Below are 16,259 nucleotides of genomic sequence, written 5' to 3'. Positions count from 1 at the left end.
GGCGGCCTCTCTCAAAAATCAAATCTCAGGAGACGCCCGAATGCCGTCCAGACTGAAGCTCCTCGCCCTGGCCGCCGCCCTGGCCCTGCCGGGCCTCGCCGCCGCCCAGACCGTCACCCCGCTCGGCTCCACGCCGCAGACGGTGATCCGGGGCGAGATCAACAACAGCCGCACGCCGGTGCTGCGCGTGAAGTCCGGCCAGACCGTCCGTATCGACACGGTCTCCCACGCCGGCGCCACGGAGGACGCCGTGTCCTTCTTCGGGGAGGCCGGCATCGCCCCCGACGGCGTGCTGAAGGATGTGGTCGACATCGGCAAGATGCCGCGTCCCGCCGGCTTCGGCGGCCACGTCCTGACCGGGCCGATCTATGTCGAGGGCGCCGAGCCGGGCGACCTGCTCGAGGTCAAGATTATCGAGGTCAAGCCGCGCGTGCCCTACGGCGTGAACACGCCCGGTCCGGGCGGCGTCGCCCCGACCCTGGTGAAGGAGCGCACGCCCAAGATCATCAAGTTCGACCTGGCGCGAAAGGTGGCCCTCTTCGCGCCGGGCGTGGAGGTGCCGCTGAAGCCGTTCATGGGCATCATGGCCGTGGCCCCCGATCCGGCCACGACCGGCGGCAAGGTGGGCTCCAAGGCGCCGGGCCGTTTCGGCGGCAACATGGATATCAACCGCCTGACCGACGGCTCGACCCTCTACCTGCCGGTGATGAACCCGGGCGGTCTGTTCTACACCGGCGACTCTCACGCCGTTCAGGGGGACGGCGAGGTGGACGGCACCGCCATCGAGGCCTCGATGACCGCGACGCTGCAGTTCATCGTTCACAAGGGCGCCGCCGCGGAGGTCGTCTGGCCCATCGCCGAGGATAAGGATAACTTCTACATCATGGGCATGAACGAGGATCTGGACCTCGCCCTCCGCAGCGCCGTCGAACAGACGGCGGCCTTCCTGCAGCGCCGGGCGAAGCTCTCCGCCTCGGACGCTTACTCCCTCGCCAGCGTCGGGATCGACTTCTCCATCGGTCAGGCCGTCGACGTGAATCTCCTCGTCTACGGCATCGTGCCGAAGAAGCTCTTCAAGACCCCTGTGAGCGTGAACTAGCCCACCTTGGCGGCCCCGCGCGCCGGGTGAGCGGCGCGCGGGGACTTTCTCGACCAAGCCTCGCCTTGGGAACTGGCGGCGATCAGGCCACGTTTTCGCGCTGTCGTCGCGCCGCGACGGCGTTGCCGGAGGCCGAGCCATGGACACCAACACGCTGATCGTCGTCGTTGTAATTCTGGTTGTGGTCGCGATCGCGGCCTTCGCCCTCAACAAGGCTCGACGAACGGCGCACCTAAAAACGAATTTTGGTCCGGAGTACGAGCGCGCCATCGAGGAGTCGGACAGCGCCCGCCACGCGCGCGCCGAACTGCGCGAGCGCGAGAAGCGTGTGAAGTCGTTCGACATCCATCCTCTTGAGGCCGGCGACCGCTCCCGCTTCGTCGCCGCGTGGACTCAAGTTCAGGCCGAGTTCGTCGACGATCCGCGCGCGGCTGTTTCCCATGCTGACGATCTTCTCGCCGATGTCATGGCCGCCCGTGGCTATCCGGTGACGGACTTCGATCAGCGCTCCGCCGACCTGTCCGTCGACTACCCCGTCGTGGTCCAGAACTATCGCTCCGGCCATGACATCTTCCTCAAGCACAAACGCGGCGACGCGGGGACGGAGGACCTTCGCCAAGCGATGATCCACTATCGCGCCCTGTTCGAAGACCTGACGAAGACCGACCCCGACTCGCCACCCCTCCGAGAGCGGGTTCGCGCATAAGGGACTGATTTACCAGAGAAAGCTGCGCATGGTAAATCTGCTTTAACTTTGCAATCAGAGGGCTGAGGCGGTCACTTCAGCCCGTAGTTGAAGCTCACGCTGATCCGCTCCGCATCGGCTTGGTTAGCCGGCACCTCGTGGCGCAGCCAGCTTTCCCACATCAGCAGGGTTCCGGCCTGCGGGCTGATCGAGACGAAGGTCCGCAGATCTTCCGATGCGTCCGCTCGGCGGGTGGGGGCGGCCATCATCATTGGCAGGCGCGGGTCTTCGAAACGGATCGCCGAGGCGCCGTCGGGGATGTCGACATAGACCGTGCCGCTGATCACGCTGTGCGGGTGGATATGGCCCGAATGGGCGCCGCCCGGCTCCAGGATGTTGATCCACAGGCTGTCGAGCGCCAGCTTCTCGCCGCTCAGCTCGAAGCCCAATTGCTCGGCGAAGATCGCCGCATGGCGATCCAGCTTCTTCTTCAGGTCGGCGAAGATGCTGGCCCGGCGCGGCAGGTCGTTCAGCGAGGCGTAGGAGGTGTAGCCGGCATAGCCCTTGGCCTCGCACCAGGCCTGGCCGGCCTCGTCGTCGTCGGCCACGCCGCGGCAGGCGTCTTCCAGTTCGGCGTTGAAGTCGTCGAACCCGCGATCGCTCGCGAGGCTGGCTTCGTAGATCCGGGTGGCGAAGAGGGTCTTCATCGTCGCGCCCTTAGCAGGAGCGGACGGACTCGCCTATATCGGGGCGGTGAGCGACACGACCCAGAATCCCCTCATCGGCGCCGCCCTGATCGCGGACGAGGTCAAGCGCCTGCCCGATGCGCCGGGCGTCTATCGGATGATGGGCGAGGACGGCGAGGCGCTCTACGTCGGCAAGGCCCGCAGCCTGAAGAAGCGGGTGATCCAGTACGCCCAGGGCCGCTTCCACACCAACCGCATCGCCCACATGGTGGCGGCGACGCGCTCGATGGAGTTCGTCACCACCCGCACCGAGGCTGATGCCCTGCTGCTAGAGATCAACCTGATCAAGCAGTTGAGGCCGCGCTTTAATGTGATGCTGCGCGACGACAAAAGCTTCCCTGAGATCGTCATCCGGCGTGAGCACCCGGCCGCGCAGCTTCGCAAACACCGCGGCGCCCACTCGATCAAGGGCGACTACTTCGGCCCCTTCGCCAGCGCCTGGGCGGTGAACCGTACGCTCAACACCCTGCAGAAGGCCTTCCTGCTGCGATCGTGCTCCGACAGCGTCTACGAGAGCCGCACCCGGCCCTGCATGCTGCACCAGATCCGCCGCTGCTCGGCGCCCTGCACGGGCCTGATCTCGCTGGAGGACTACAACGCCCTCGTCGAAGAGGCCGGCGCCTTCCTCCACGGCAAGAGCCGGGCGGTGATCGGGCGCATGGCCGCCGAGATGCAAGCCGCCTCAGACGACATGGAGTTCGAGCGCGCGGCCCGCCTGCGCGACCGCATCCGCGCGCTCTCCTCGGTGGCCCAGGAGACCCAGGTCAATCCCGAGACCGTCGACGAGGCCGACGTCGTCGCCCTGCACGCCGAGGGCGGCCAGGCCTGCGTGCAGGTGTTCTTCTTCCGCGCCGGCCAGAACTGGGGCAACCGCGCCTACTTCCCGCGCCTCGGCGGCGCCGACGGGGACACGGACGCCGAGGTGATGACCGCCTTCCTCGGCCAGTTCTACGAAGACAAGCCTGTCCCCAAGCTGATCCTGGTCAGCGTCGAGCCGGACGAATGCGAGCTGCTGGCCGAGGCTTTCCGTCTGAAGAGCGGCCGCAAGGTCGAGATCAATCGCCCCCAGCGGGGGGAGAAGAAGGACCTCGTCGCCCACGCCCTGACCAATGCCAGGGAAGCCCTGGGTCGCAAGATGGCGGAAAGCTCGGCCCAGTCGAAGCTGCTGGCCGGCGTCTGCGACACTTTCGGCCTCGAAGGCCCGCCCGAGCGGATCGAGGTCTACGACAACAGCCATATCATGGGGACCAACGCCGTCGGCGGCATGGTGGTGGCCGGGCCGGAAGGCTTCCAGAAGAGCCAGTACCGCAAGTTCAACATCAAGGGGACCGAGCTCACCCCCGGCGACGACTACGGCATGATGAAGGAGGTGCTGCGCCGCCGCTTCGCCCGCCTGGTCAAGGAGGAGGAGGCCGGAGAACCGGCGATCCGGCCCGACCTCGTGCTGATCGACGGCGGCAAGGGCCAGTTGGACGCGGCCCTGGAAGTCATGGCCGACCTCGGCGTCGATGACATCGCCGTCGTCGGCGTCGCAAAGGGGCCGGACCGCGACGCGGGGCTGGAACGGTTCTTCATGCCGGGCAAGGAGCCCTTCATGCTCGAGCCCAAGAGCCCGGTGCTCTATTACCTGCAGCGCCTGCGCGACGAGGCCCACCGCTTCGCCATCGGCAGCCACCGCACCCGCCGCTCGATCGAGATGCGAGCCAATCCGCTCGACGAGATTGAGGGCGTCGGCCCAGGCCGCAAGAAGGCCCTGCTGCACGCCTTCGGCTCGGCCCGCGGCGTCTCCCGCGCCAGCGTCGACGATCTGGTGAAGGTCGAGGGCGTCAGCGAGGCGGTGGCCCAACGGGTGTTCGACCACTTCCGGAAGTAGCGGCGCCACGGTCGTGCGTGCTTCGACACGCGCTCCGCGCTACTCAGCATGACGCTGTTCGTGACTCTGCTGAGTTCGTCATCCTGAGTAGCCAGCGCACGCTGGCGTGTCGAAGGACGCAACGCGGTTTGAAACGTTACAGTGCTGACCGACTCGAAGGACCGCGCTCGATGAAGAAGCTGCCGAACATCCTCACCGCCTCCCGGCTGGTGCTGACCCTGTTCATGTTCGTGGCCCTGGCCACCGCCGTCGGCGCGCTGCCCTATATCTCCGAGCGCCTGACCCCCGAGCAGCAGTTCTCCCTGCAGCGCTGGGCGGTGATCGCCTTCTTCGTCTCGGCCATCACTGACTTCTTCGACGGCTGGCTGGCGCGCAGGCTGCACGCCGAGAGCGTCTGGGGCGCGATCCTCGATCCGATCGCCGACAAGGTGCTGGTCTGCGGCGCCGTGCTCGGCCTGATGTCGCTGGGGCCGCAGCCGGCCGCGGCTCTGCCGGCCGGCCTGATCCTGTTCCGCGAATTCGCCGTCAGCGCCCTGCGCGAGGTCACCGCCGGCAAGGGGGTGAAGCTGCCAGTCACCCTGCTGGCCAAGTGGAAGACCACCCTGCAGCTCACCGCCCTCGGCTGGGAGCTGGTCGTCGCCAGCTGGGCGGCGTTCAACCTGCCGTCCGACCCGTCGATCCTGGGTCCGGTCACCATCACCGGCCACGCCCTGATGTGGCTCGCGGCCGTCATCACCCTGATCACCGGCGCCCAGTACTGGGACGCCGCTCACCGCCACCTGCGGGCGGCGAACTAGCAGGCGGCTATTCGGCCGCCAGCAGCCAGGCTTCGTCGTTATCCTGCTCGATCAGGTCCGGATCGTCCGGACCGAACAGCAGCCAGCTGCTTTCCGCGGCCGCGTCTTCCATCTTCATCAGACGCGCGATGAGGCTCGCGCCGACCGTCCTGAGCACCATGGGGAATCCCTCCGCCGATTGGTGCTTTTGAGAATGACTTGCAATTATAGGCTTGGCAAGTCGCGTCGTCAGGACATCGGGTTCGGCGGGGGCGGCGGGTCTTCCGGCAGCGGAATGAACTCGCCGTTATCGAGGTCGGGCAGCTTCATGCGGCCCGCGCGCCAGTCGGCCTTGGCCTGGCCCAGGCGGTCCTTCGACGATGCGACGAAGTTCCATTCGAGGAACCGCTCGCCCACCGGCTCGCCGCCCAGCAGCATGATGGTGGAGGGCTCCAGCGCCTCGAAGGCGATGGTCTCGCCGGGGGCGAACACCGCCATCTGCCCGACCCCAAGGGTCAGGCCGCCGACCTCGACCGAGCCCTTGGCGACGTAGGCGGCGCGTTCGGGATACTCGGCCGGCAGCCCGGCCTTCGCGCCGGCGGCCAGTTCCCAGTGCACATAGAACAGCGGTGAGAACACCGGCACGTCGGCCTTGGCCCCGAAGGCCGAACCCGCCACCAACCGCGCCTGCAGCCCGCCCTCGGCGTAGAAGGGCAGGGACGTGTCGCCCTCGTGGTGCGAGAACGCGGGGGCCGTCTCTTCATGTTCGGTCGGCAGGGCGATCCAGGCCTGGATGCCGTCCATGCGGCCGCCGTGGGCGCGCAGGTCCTCGAACCGCTCGGAGTGGGTGATGCCGCGGCCGGCGGTCATCCAGTTCACCTCGTGGGGCCGGATGACGATCTCGGAGCCCACGCTGTCGCGATGGGTCATCGCCCCCTCGAACAGGTAGGACAGGGTCGAAAGCCCGATGTGCGGGTGCGGCCGCACGTCGACCTCGCGCCCGAATCCTGGGGCGAACTCGGCCGGACCCATGTGGTCGAAGAAGCAGAACGGCCCGACCATGCGATGCTTGGCGTACGGCAATACCCGCCCGACCTCGAAGCCGCCGAGATCCTTGCGCCGTTGGTCGATGATGAGGTCGATCATGGGTTCATTCCCTTGCAGGTCACGGCCGCCGACGGCATATATCAAGGATTGATATAGGACGCTCCGCCATGGGCACCAATGTACATCTGACACCGGCGCTGGAACAGTTCGCGCGAGATGCTGTCGAGTCCGGCCGCTACAACAACGTCAGCGAGGTCGTGCGCCAGGGGCTGCGAATGCTGCAGGAGGCGGACGAGCGGCGAGCGGCGTTCGACGCGATGATCCAGACATCAATCGACAAGTCGGATCGCGATGGTTGGTTCGCTGCTGAGGAAGTGCTGGCCGAGATGCGAGCGATCGCTGACGAGGCTGAGGCGCGCCAATCGGCTGCCGAGTGACCGCCGCCAGACTCTCTACGCAGGCGCGACATGAACTGGTCGCCGCTTCGAAGTGGATTTCAAGGGATAGTCCCCGGGCCGTGCACGCACTGGCGGACACCATTGAGGCCATGCTTGTCCGGATCGCGGCCCTCCCCGAAAGCGGTTCCTTGCGACCCAACCTCACCGACCGCCCCGTGCGATTTTTCGAGGTTCACGGCTTTCCTTATGTGATGGTCGTCGCCGCCGCCGAGACGCCGCCGGCGGTGCTGCACATCCTGCACACTTCCCGCGATGTGAAGGCCCTGCTCGGCGGCTGAAGCATCCTACCCGTGCGGGCTGACGTACGGACTCACCAGCCCCAGCGGAACCGCTGTCGAGTTCTTCACTCCGCGCACCACGATGCGGCTCTCGATGTTCGACACGAGGCCGAGCGAGAGAATCTTGTCGCGCAGGAAGTCGTCGAAGGCGTGCATGTCGCGGGTCACGATGCGCAGCTCATAGTCGGCCGCACCGGTGACGGTGGCGCACTGAACCACCTCGGGCCATTTGATGACCGCGCTCTCGAAGGTCTCCAGGTTCTCCTTGGTCGGCAGGGAGAGCTTCACCGTGCAATAGACCTCGAAGCCCAGGCCCAGCTTCTCGCGGTCGAGGATGGTCACCCGGCGCTGGATGACGCCGGCGTCTTCCAGGCGCTTGATCCGCCGCCAGCAGGGGCTCGACGACAGGCCGACGCGCTCGGCGATCTCGGCCACCGACAGGCCCGCGTCGTATTGAATGAGGTCAAGGATCTTTGCATCGACGGCGTCGAGGGTCTCGGACACGTAATTCTCCCCAATTCGGGCGTTGTTCGCCTCGTTCTTGCCGCTTCGGGCGTTCCCCTGAGCACGCCTTTGGCAAGCAATACCCGCGTTCTTATATGATCTTGCGTCGAGGGCAGAAGACCCCCGGAGGAAAATTTTTGCTATGCGGCACTCCGATGTGACGCTTGACGACAAATATATCCTCGAAAGCGGGCGGGTGTTCATCACCGGGGTGCAGGCCCTGATCCGCGTCCTGCTCGATCAGAAGCGCCTCGACGCCCGCGACGGGCTGAACACCGCCGGCTTCGCGTCTGGCTACCGCGGATCGCCCCTCGGCGGGCTCGATCAGCAGGCCGCCCGGGCCTCAAAGTTTCTGAAAGCGGCCGACGTCGTCTTCAAGGAGGGCGTCAACGAGGATCTCGCCGCCACCGCGGTCTGGGGCTCGCAGCAGGCCAATCTGTTCCCGGGCGCGAAGTTCGATGGCGTCTTCGGCCTCTGGTACGGCAAGGCGCCGGGCGTCGACCGCACGGGCGACGTGTTCAAGCACGCCAACTTCGCCGGAACCTGGCCCAAGGGCGGCGTGCTGGCCGTGGCCGGCGACGACCACAACTGCAAGTCCTCCACCCTGCCGTCGCAGTCGGAGTTCGCCTTCCAGGACTTCGAAATCCCCGTCCTGGCGCCCGCCGACGTGCAGGAGGTGCTGGACTATGGCCTCGCCGGCGTCGCCCTGTCGCGCTTCTCCGGCCTGTGGGCCGGGATGATCGCCCTGGCCGACACCATGGATTCCGGCGTCACCATCGACGTCGGCCTCGACCGCCATCGCTTCGTCACCCCCGCCAACTTCGCCCTGCCGCCGGGCGGCCTCGGCATCCGGCTGAAGGACCAGCCGATGGAGAAGGAGCGGCGCCTGCGGCTGCGCAAGCTGCCCGCCGCCCTGGCCTTCGCCCGCGCCAACGGCTTCGACCGCGTGATCCTGGCCGCCTCGCGCCCGCGCCTCGGCATCGTCTGCCAGGGCCAAGCCTACAAGGATGTGTTGGAGGCCCTCGCCGCCATGGGTCTCAGCCTGGAGCAGGTCGCCTCGCTCGGCGTCGCCATCTACAAGGTCGGCATGCCCTGGCCGCTGGAGCCGCTGGGCCTGCGCGCCTTCGCCGCCGGCCTTGAAACCCTGATGGTCATCGAGCACAAGCGCGGCCTGATCGAGCCTCAGGCTCGCGCCGCCCTCTACGACCTGCCGGCCCACGCCCGCCCCGCCATCATCGGCAAGAAGGACGAGGCGGGCCAGCCGCTGCTGTCCGAGCTCGGCTCGCTGTCGGTCGCCGAAATCGCCCTGGCCCTCTACGACCGGCTCGGTCCTGGTCCGCACCGCGAGCGCGCCCAGGCCTATCTCGACCGCGTCTCGGCCGCCGGCGTCGCCGCCGTCAGCCTGGCCGCCGACCAGCAGCGCAAGCCGTTCTTCTGCTCCGGCTGCCCGCACAACACCTCCACCCGCCTGCCGGAGGGCAGCCGGGCGCTCGCCGGCATTGGCTGCCATTACATGGCCAGCTTCACCGATCCGATGACCGACCTGAATACCCACATGGGCGGCGAGGGGCTCACCTGGGTCGGGGCCGCGCCCTTCACCAGCGAGCCCCACGTCTTCGCCAACCTGGGCGACGGCACCTACAATCACTCCGGCTCGCTCGCCATCCGCGGTGCGATCGCCGCCGGAGCCAACATCACCTATAAGCTGCTGTTCAATGACGCCGTCGCCATGACCGGCGGCCAGCGCGCCGAAAGCGGCTTCACCCCCGCCCAGATCACCCGCCAACTCGCCGCCGAGGGCGTCGCCAGGACGGTCGTGGTCGTCGATGACGCGAAGCGCTACGCCGGGGTCACTGACCTCGCTCCCGGCGTCGAGGTCCGTCCGCGCGAAGACCTGATGGCCGTGCAGGAGATGCTGCGCGACACGCCCGGCGTCACCGTCCTGCTCTACGACCAGACTTGCGCCACCGAAAAGCGTCGCCGCCGCAAGCGCGGGTCGATGGAGAAGGCCCCGCAGCGGGTCTTCATCAATCCCCTGGTCTGCGAAGGCTGCGGCGACTGCTCCAAGGCCTCCAACTGTGTCTCGGTCGAGCCGCTGAACACCGAGTTCGGCCGCAAGCGGAAGATCAACCAGTCGACCTGCAACCAGGATTACAGCTGCCTCGACGGCTTCTGCCCGTCCTTCATCACCCTGACCGGCGCCGAAAACGCCCACGCCGAACTCCCGCCGGCCCTCACCGCCGACGCTACGCCCCTGCCGGAATTCGAACCGCTGAAGGATGTCCGCCGCATCCTGTTCACCGGCATCGGCGGCACGGGGGTCACCACTGTCGCCTCGATCCTGGCCATGGCCGCCCACATAGACGGCCGCGCCGCCAGCGTGGTCGACATGACGGGCCTGGCCCAGAAGGGCGGGGCGGTGTTCAGTCACGTGAAGATCGGCGAAACCGAGGAGACCGTCGTCGGCGGCCGCGTCCCCGCCGCCAGCGCCGACGTGCTGATCGCCTGCGACCTGCTCGTGGCCGCCAGCCCGGAAGCCCTGTCGCTCTACGCCAAGGGCCTGACCACCGCCTTCGGCAACGCCGATTTCTCGCCCACGGCGGACTTCGTGAGCAATCGCGATATCCGCTTCGACGCCGGCGCCATGGCCCGCAGGATCGCCGCCGCGACCAAGGCCTACGACGCCTGCCCGGCTCAGCATCTGGCCGAGCACCACCTCGGCGACGCCATCTTCGGCAACATGATCATGCTCGGCTTCGCCTGGCAGAAGGGCGTGGTGCCGGTCTCCAGCCGCGCCCTCTACCGCGCCATCAAGCTCAATGGCGTCGACTACGAACGCAATCTGCAGGCCTTCGAGACCGGCCGGAAGGCGGCCCACGACCCGGCGTTCCGCGGCCCGCGCGACGCCGATGTCAAGACGCCGGAGACCATGCCCCTGGCCGAGCTGATCGAGAAGCGCGCCGCTGAGCTCACCGCCTATCAGGACGCCGCCTACGCCCAGCGCTACCGCGCCAAGGTCGACGCCGTGGCGGCCGCCGCCGGCCCCTCCGGCGAGGCCCTGACCCGCGCCGTGACGGTCAACCTCTACAAGCTGATGGCCTACAAGGACGAGTACGAGGTCGCCCGCCTCTACACGGATGGCCGGTTCGCCGCCCAGCTCGCCGAAACCTTCAAGGGCGGCAAGGCCAGGATCTGGCTCAGCCCGCCGATCCTCTCGCCCAAGGGCCGCGACGGCCGTCCCGGCAAGCGCGCCTTCGGCGGCTGGATGCTGCACGCCGCCTTCCCCCTGCTGGCTAGGATGAAAGGCCTGCGCGGCGGCCCGCTCGACCTCTTCGGCCGCACCGCCGAACGCCGCATGGAGCGCGGCCTGATCGGCCGTTACGAGGCCGCGCTCGACCGCCTGCTGCGCGAGCTCACCGCCGAGCGCCTGCCGTTGGCGGTCCGCATCGCCAACCTGCCGCAAGGCATCCGCGGCTTCGGCCACATCAAGGAAGCGTCGGTCGAGACGACCAAGGCCGAGGAGAACCGGCTCTGGGCGCGATGGGAGGATCGCGAGGCTTGCTAAGCAAGGCCTGGCAGCAAGAGTTGCGGATCCGGTGGCGGATCGACCCAAGTTCGCCTCGGCCCACGACCATGCGGCGGAAAATCGGCGGGCAGGCTAAGGGCCGGCGGCACTCCGAGGCCAACATGACCCCGGTTCACTTCCGCAATACGTCCCTGATTGACGTTCAAATACGCAGCAATTTCTTGATTGTAATAGCCCGCCAGCCGCGCGGTTTTAACGATGGCGATTTCTGCTGTGGACAGCACGGGGACAACTCCAAACAGAGTGGCATGCCCCCGTTGACCGGCACCGCGCTGAGTGAGACGACAACCGCGCTACTTCGGTGGCCGCCGTCTCTTCAGGGATGGTTTGAGGTGGTGGGTTGCACATCTTCCCGCCTCAACACTGAAGCGGGGCGGGCTTCCTAGGGCCCGCCCCAACTTCACCATGACCTGCATGATCTGGTGATTCTTGGCGGATGGCAGGCTTAGTTGTCAGAAATCAAGCGGTTTCCACAGCTTTCGCGCGCCTGTGGATGTTGTCCCCAGTTTGTTGTCGGCTTCGTCGCCACTAGCCAAGCCGTCGCCGCCGACTATGCTCCGCCGCAAACGCTTTCAGTCGTTCCGGGGAAACACCATGACCATGCTCAACCGCCTCGCCGTGCGCGGCGCTCTCGTCTGCGCCCTGCTGGCGCCCGCCGCCGCCTTCGCCCAGGGCGCTCCGGCCGCTGCTCCGGCCGCGCCGCCGGCGCCCGCGCCCCTGGTGGTGCCGAACCCGGTCTACGACACCATCGAACTGGAGATGATGGTCAACAAGCCGGCCAAGGAAGTCTGGGCCAAGGTCGGCAAGTTCTGCGACATCGAAAAGTGGTTCGGCATGAAGTGCGTCATCACCGCCGGCCAGGAAGGCAAGCTCGGCGCGGTGCGCACCCTGAACGGGACCACCATCGAGCCGATCGTGTCGATGACCGAGCTCAGCTACGTCTACACCCAGCCGGTGCGCCAGGGCGTCTCGCCGAACCTCTATCACGGCTCGCTGGAGGCCCGTCCGGTCAGCGCCACGACCACCAAGCTGGTCTACCAGATGTTCTATGACGTCTCGACGCTCGACGCCGCCGGCCGCGCCGCCGCCAGGGCCAACCGGGTCACCCGCTTCACCGCCGGCCTGCAGAAGATGAAGGAAATCGCCGAGGCCAACTGATCCGGCCAAGGTTGCACTTGCTCCTCCCCCTGCTTGCGGGGGAGGGGGACCGCGAAGCGGTGGAGGGGGCGCAGCGGCGCTGGACGCCCCCTCCGTCACGGCGCTCCCGCGCCGCGCCACCTCCCCCGCCGGGCAGGGGAGGAGTTCAAATCTACTTCTTGGTCACGTGGTAGAGGCCGCCGGGATTGGCGTCTTCCAGGATCCACAGCGAACCATCGGGCGCGACCTCGACGTCGCGAACGCGCTTGTCGACGTTCCAGCGCTCGGCCGGGGTGGCCTTGTCGCCGTTGATCACGATGCGGTTGAGGGTCTTGGAGGCCATGCCGCCGATCAGGGCCGAGCCGTTCCATTCCGGGAACATCGCGCCCTTGTAAAAGATCAGGTTGCCCGGCGCGATGATCGGGTTCCAGTAGACCTTCGGCTTCTCCAGGTCCGGACGGGTGTCGTGGCTGGGGTTCGGCACGTCGTTGTAGTTGGTGCAGTAGCAGACCAGCGGCCAGCCGTAGTTCCTGCCCGGCAGGATCAGGTTCAGCTCGTCGCCGCCCTTGGGGCCGTGCTCCACTTCCCACAGCTTGCCGTCCGGCGCGAAGGCCAGGCCGTAGGGCGTCCGGTGGCCCGAGCTCCAGGTCTCGGACGGCGCCAGGTTCGGGCCGGGGAAGGTGTAGGTGCTCAGCACCGGGGCGGTCTTGGCGACCTCGGTGTCGCGCGGCGGGGCGATCAGCGGCACCGACGCCGCGCCGGTCTTGCCGGCCTGCGGATTGCCCGGCGCCGGCTTGCCGTCGAGGGTGAGGTGCAGAATCTTGCCCAGTTCCTGGTTCGGATCCTGCGCCGGCGTCATGCGCTGGCGGTCGCCCACCGTCAGGAACATCGACTTGCCGTCGGGGGCGAAGGCGATCTGGGCGCCGAACTGTCCGCCCTGGCCTTTCGGCATCTGCCGCCAGATCACGTTCAGGCCGTCGAGGCGGGCGTTGGCGCCGTCGATCACCAGCTTGGCTCGCGCCAGGGCGAGGCTCGAGGCGTTCTCGCCATCGGCCGGCGTCCCCGGCTCGGAATAGGTCAGGTAGACGTTCTTGGTCGTTGCGTAGTCGGGCGAGAGGAACACGCCCAGCATGCCGCCCTGGCCGCGAGCCACCACCGCCGGCGCGCCCATCACCTGGGTCTTCTCGCCCTTCTGGGTGACCAGCCACACCGGCCCGACCTTCTCGGTCAGCAGCATGCGGCCATCCGGCAGGAAGGCGAGGCGCCAGGGCAGGTTGAAGGTCGCCACCTGGGTCATGTTGAACGGCAGGCTGGCTTCGGGCGCCTTGCCGCCCAGGTTCGGCGGCGATCCGGGCGTTTGCGCCACGCCGGTGACGGGGCCGCAGGCGGCGACGGCGAGGGCGGTGACGGCGAGGTGACTGAGGCGCACGGGCTTCTCCTGAGCGGGGCGATCCGGTGGAGCCTAGCGCGACTGCGGCGTCCTGTCGCGGGTCAGGAATTCATCGCAGCGTAGAGCGAACGCAGCCTTGGACCGGTCGCCGCGACGTCGAACTCGCCCTCCACGACCCGGCGCGCGGCCGCGCCCATCTTCGCCCAGTCGGCGGACTGCGCGGCCGTCCAGGCGATGGCCTCGGCCAGGGAGGCGTCGTCGCCCTCGTTGGCCAGGGCGCCGGTCACCCGGTCGGCCACCAGTTCAGGAATCCCGGAGTGGCGGGTCGAGACCACCGGCAGGCCGGCGGCCATGGCCTCCATGATCGAGACCGGCACGCCCTCCTGGTCGCCGTCCTGTCCGGTCAGGCTGGGCAGGACGAAAACGTGGCTCTGGCGCAGCTCGGCCAGGATGTCGGCGTGCGGACGCGGGCCGAGGAAGGTCACCCGTTCGCCCAGCCCGAGGCCGGCGGCCAGTTGCGACAGGGATTCGGCCAGGCCGCCGCCGCCGACGACGGTCAGCCGATAGTCCGTTCCGGGGTCGTCGTTCACCAGCCGCGCCAGCGCGCGCAGGGCCACCGCCTGGCCCTTCTTCTCCTGCAACCGGCCCACGCAGATCAGACGCACCGGCTCGCCCGGCGCCCGCATCGGCGGATGGAAGGCGATGCCCGCCGCCCGCACCGGGGCGCGCTGCACATGCACCTTGCGGGCGTCGGCGCCCATGGCGATCAGCCGCGTCGCGAAGGCGTGGTTCACCGGTAGGAAGGCGTCGCCCTCGGCCAGCAGGCGCGCATAGACGTCCTCGCCCCGCCGCTGAGGCAGCACGGTCAGGTCGCGGCCGTGGAAGGTCGTGGCGATCTTCGCCCGCGTGGCGCCGGCGCGGCGCAGCACGTTGGCGGCCAGGCCCAGACGGCCGAAGTGGGCGTGGACGATGTCCGGATCCGGCCCAAGCCGCTTCCACAGGCCGGCGGCGGCGGCCAGGTCGAACGGCCGCGAGCGCAGGGCGGCTTCGTCGGGGAACAGGGCGCGGCGGGCGGCGCGTCCGCCCAGGGCGCGGGCGGCGGCGAGCAGGCGGTCGAGCTGGGAGCGGCTGGCCGAGGCGAAATGCACGCGTCGGCGCAGTTCGGGCGACAGGCTGTCCAGCACCCTCCGGTCGCGGGGCGGGTGCAGGGCCAGCACGTCGACGTCCAGGCCGGCCTCAAGGTGGTCCTCGATCTCGGTGCGGATGAAGGTTTCGGTGAGGGTCGGGAAAGCCGAGACGAGGTAGCGAACCTTCATGTCGTCCCGTCCCGCCTCGTGCTTCCTCTGGTGCGGCCGCCACCGCGAAGGTGGTAGCTGGGGGCGGGATCGAACCGCCGACCTGTGGGTTATGAATCCACCGCTCTAACCATCTGAGCTACCCAGCCCCAGATGAAGCTTTCTACGCGCCGAGGCGCGAGGAGGGCGGGTTATAGGGGGAGGCTCCGACCGCTTCAAGAGGCTGTCCGAGCAGCAGCTCTTCCTCGGCGGTGCGCGGCCCCAGAAGGGCGGCTTCGAGGGCGGCGGCCAGCTGCTCCGGCTTGATCGGCTTTTCGACCACGCCCTGCATGCCCGCGGCCTGATAGAGGGCCACGTCGCTGGGGTCGGCGTTGGCGGTCATGGCCAGGATCGGGGTGCGAGCCGTGGGGCCGGGCAGGGCGCGGATCGCAGCCGTGGCGCTCAGCCCGTCCATGTTCGGCATCTTGATGTCCATCAGCACCACGTCGAACCGGCGCTGGCGCATGGCTTCCACCGCTTCCAGCCCGTCGCAGGCCGTCTCGCTGGTGCAGTCGAAACCTTCGCACAGGGCTTCGGCGACCATGCGGTTGGTGGCGTTGTCGTCGACGATCAGCACGTGGGCGAAGGCAGCGGCCGTCGCCTGGCGCTCGGGCGCGGCGGCTTCGGCGATCGGCGCGGAAAGGCGGAACGACCAGGTGCTGCCCGCGCCGGCGTTGCCGCCGCCCTGCATCTGCCCGCCCAGGGCGCCGACCAGTTCCCGCGCCAGGGCCAGGCCCAGCGTCCCGGCCACATGCGCCGCTTCCGGGCGGCCGGACGCGCCGTCGCGCACGCTGACCTCCAGCGTCACCCTGTCGCCCTCGCCGCGCGCGGTGAGCCCCGCCTCCACCGCGGCCGGGCCGCCGCGCGACAGGGCATGGCCGATCAGGCCGTCGATGCATTGCGCCAGGCGGTCGCCGTCGATCTTCACCGCCAGTTCGGGCTGGCCGTCGTAGGCCAGCAGCAGGGTGACGCCCGCGGCGGCGGCGCGGTCGCGCCAGCGGTCGGAAACGGCGTCGATCAGATCGCGCAGGCGCACCGGCGCGATATTGAGCGGCAGGGTGCGGGCCTGGGCGCGGCGCAGATCGATCGCGCGTCCGGCGATCTCGCGCGCCTCGGTCAGGGTCTCGCGCAGAGCCTCGACGCAGGCGTCCCCGTCGGCGCCGAGGCGCATGCGCTCGAGCCGGCCGGCGAAGGCCAGGGCGCCGTCGAGCCGCTCGACCATGTCAAGGCTCAAACGGTAGGCGAGGGAACGATCGAGGTCAGACATTCAGGCCGCAAGAAGGGACTACGCGCAACCTATGGCTGAAACGCAATTGCGGAGCCGTTAAGCCTGGAAGAAAAATCGT

General features: G+C 68.4%; 16 protein-coding genes and 1 tRNA gene. 8 read left to right on the top strand and 9 right to left on the bottom strand.

The annotated features are described in order from the left end of the window. The first annotated feature begins 40 nt into the window (after positions 1-40). Together ACFLIT_RS11250 and ACFLIT_RS11245 are read left to right on the top strand one after the other, a co-directional pair. On the top strand, positions 41-1,099 hold the full coding sequence (locus ACFLIT_RS11250) for an acetamidase/formamidase family protein (RefSeq protein ID WP_479911321.1): 1,059 nt from the start codon (positions 41-43) through the stop codon (positions 1,097-1,099). Between the two features lie 139 nt (positions 1,100-1,238). Then, positions 1,239-1,805, top strand: coding sequence for a hypothetical protein (locus ACFLIT_RS11245; protein ID WP_479911320.1), 567 nt, complete (start codon positions 1,239-1,241; stop codon positions 1,803-1,805). Positions 1,806-1,876: 71 nt separating this feature from the next. Here ACFLIT_RS11245 and ACFLIT_RS11240 read toward each other — a convergent pair whose 3' ends face one another. Beyond that, positions 1,877-2,491 carry a TIGR02466 family protein gene (locus ACFLIT_RS11240; RefSeq protein WP_479911319.1) on the bottom strand — a complete coding sequence of 205 codons (615 nt, stop codon included), beginning with the start codon at positions 2,489-2,491 and terminating at the stop codon, positions 1,877-1,879. Between the two features lie 37 nt (positions 2,492-2,528). Here ACFLIT_RS11240 and uvrC point away from each other — a divergent pair, with 37 nt between their 5' ends. Both uvrC and pgsA read left to right on the top strand, forming a co-directional pair. After that, the gene (uvrC, locus tag ACFLIT_RS11235) at positions 2,529-4,403 is read left to right on the top strand and encodes an excinuclease ABC subunit UvrC (RefSeq protein ID WP_479911521.1); all 1,875 of its coding nucleotides are present in this window, start codon (positions 2,529-2,531) and stop codon (positions 4,401-4,403) included. 170 nt (positions 4,404-4,573) lie between these two features. Further along, the gene (gene pgsA, locus ACFLIT_RS11230; protein WP_479911318.1) at positions 4,574-5,200 is read left to right on the top strand and encodes a CDP-diacylglycerol--glycerol-3-phosphate 3-phosphatidyltransferase; all 627 of its coding nucleotides are present in this window, start codon (positions 4,574-4,576) and stop codon (positions 5,198-5,200) included. Positions 5,201-5,207: 7 nt separating this feature from the next. Here pgsA and ACFLIT_RS11225 read toward each other — a convergent pair whose 3' ends face one another. Both ACFLIT_RS11225 and ACFLIT_RS11220 read right to left on the bottom strand, forming a co-directional pair. Then, positions 5,208-5,360, bottom strand: a complete 153-nt coding sequence (locus tag ACFLIT_RS11225) for a hypothetical protein (RefSeq protein ID WP_479911317.1) — start codon at positions 5,358-5,360, stop codon at positions 5,208-5,210. Positions 5,361-5,428: 68 nt separating this feature from the next. Continuing rightward, positions 5,429-6,325: a pirin family protein gene (locus tag ACFLIT_RS11220; RefSeq protein ID WP_479911316.1), complete on the bottom strand. Its 897-nt coding sequence runs from the start codon at positions 6,323-6,325 to the stop codon at positions 5,429-5,431. A 68-nt stretch (positions 6,326-6,393) separates the two neighbouring features. On the opposite strand from ACFLIT_RS11220, the gene ACFLIT_RS11215 reads away from it, so the two are divergent. Then, complete coding sequence (locus ACFLIT_RS11215; protein ID WP_479911315.1) at positions 6,394-6,663, top strand: type II toxin-antitoxin system ParD family antitoxin; 270 nt, start codon at positions 6,394-6,396, stop codon at positions 6,661-6,663. Beyond that, positions 6,660-6,962: a type II toxin-antitoxin system RelE/ParE family toxin gene (locus ACFLIT_RS11210; RefSeq protein WP_479911314.1), complete on the top strand. Its 303-nt coding sequence runs from the start codon at positions 6,660-6,662 to the stop codon at positions 6,960-6,962. The genes ACFLIT_RS11215 and ACFLIT_RS11210 overlap by 4 nt, the downstream gene beginning before the upstream one ends. A gap of 6 nt (positions 6,963-6,968) precedes the next feature. On the opposite strand, the gene ACFLIT_RS11205 is transcribed toward ACFLIT_RS11210, so the two are convergent. Further along, the gene (locus tag ACFLIT_RS11205; protein WP_479911313.1) at positions 6,969-7,466 is read right to left on the bottom strand and encodes an Lrp/AsnC family transcriptional regulator; all 498 of its coding nucleotides are present in this window, start codon (positions 7,464-7,466) and stop codon (positions 6,969-6,971) included. A gap of 142 nt (positions 7,467-7,608) precedes the next feature. Here ACFLIT_RS11205 and ACFLIT_RS11200 point away from each other — a divergent pair, with 142 nt between their 5' ends. Next, positions 7,609-11,031: an indolepyruvate ferredoxin oxidoreductase family protein gene (locus tag ACFLIT_RS11200; RefSeq protein WP_479911312.1), complete on the top strand. Its 3,423-nt coding sequence runs from the start codon at positions 7,609-7,611 to the stop codon at positions 11,029-11,031. Here the strand turns inward: ACFLIT_RS11200 and ACFLIT_RS11195 are convergent. Continuing rightward, positions 11,028-11,276, bottom strand: coding sequence for a hypothetical protein (locus ACFLIT_RS11195; RefSeq protein ID WP_479911311.1), 249 nt, complete (start codon positions 11,274-11,276; stop codon positions 11,028-11,030). The genes ACFLIT_RS11200 and ACFLIT_RS11195 overlap by 4 nt on opposite strands. Positions 11,277-11,646: 370 nt before the next feature. Here ACFLIT_RS11195 and ACFLIT_RS11190 point away from each other — a divergent pair, with 370 nt between their 5' ends. Further along, positions 11,647-12,210, top strand: a complete 564-nt coding sequence (locus ACFLIT_RS11190; RefSeq protein ID WP_479911310.1) for an SRPBCC family protein — start codon at positions 11,647-11,649, stop codon at positions 12,208-12,210. Between the two features lie 151 nt (positions 12,211-12,361). Here the strand turns inward: ACFLIT_RS11190 and ACFLIT_RS11185 are convergent, their stop codons facing one another. The 4 genes from ACFLIT_RS11185 to ACFLIT_RS11170 form a co-directional block, all read right to left on the bottom strand. Next, on the bottom strand, positions 12,362-13,618 hold the full coding sequence (locus ACFLIT_RS11185) for a PQQ-dependent sugar dehydrogenase (protein WP_479911309.1): 1,257 nt from the start codon (positions 13,616-13,618) through the stop codon (positions 12,362-12,364). Between the two features lie 62 nt (positions 13,619-13,680). Beyond that, complete coding sequence (locus ACFLIT_RS11180) at positions 13,681-14,895, bottom strand: glycosyltransferase (protein ID WP_479911308.1); 1,215 nt, start codon at positions 14,893-14,895, stop codon at positions 13,681-13,683. Between the two features lie 51 nt (positions 14,896-14,946). After that, a tRNA-Met gene (locus tag ACFLIT_RS11175) sits at positions 14,947-15,023 on the bottom strand. A gap of 14 nt (positions 15,024-15,037) precedes the next feature. Beyond that, positions 15,038-16,135 carry a response regulator gene (locus ACFLIT_RS11170; protein WP_479911307.1) on the bottom strand — a complete coding sequence of 366 codons (1,098 nt, stop codon included), beginning with the start codon at positions 16,133-16,135 and terminating at the stop codon, positions 15,038-15,040. Positions 16,136-16,259: the final 124 nt, after the last annotated feature.

The sequence above is a fragment of the Caulobacter sp. HJHS_5 genome, assembly GCF_056683955.1.
This window is presented reverse-complemented; position numbering and strand designations above follow the sequence as displayed.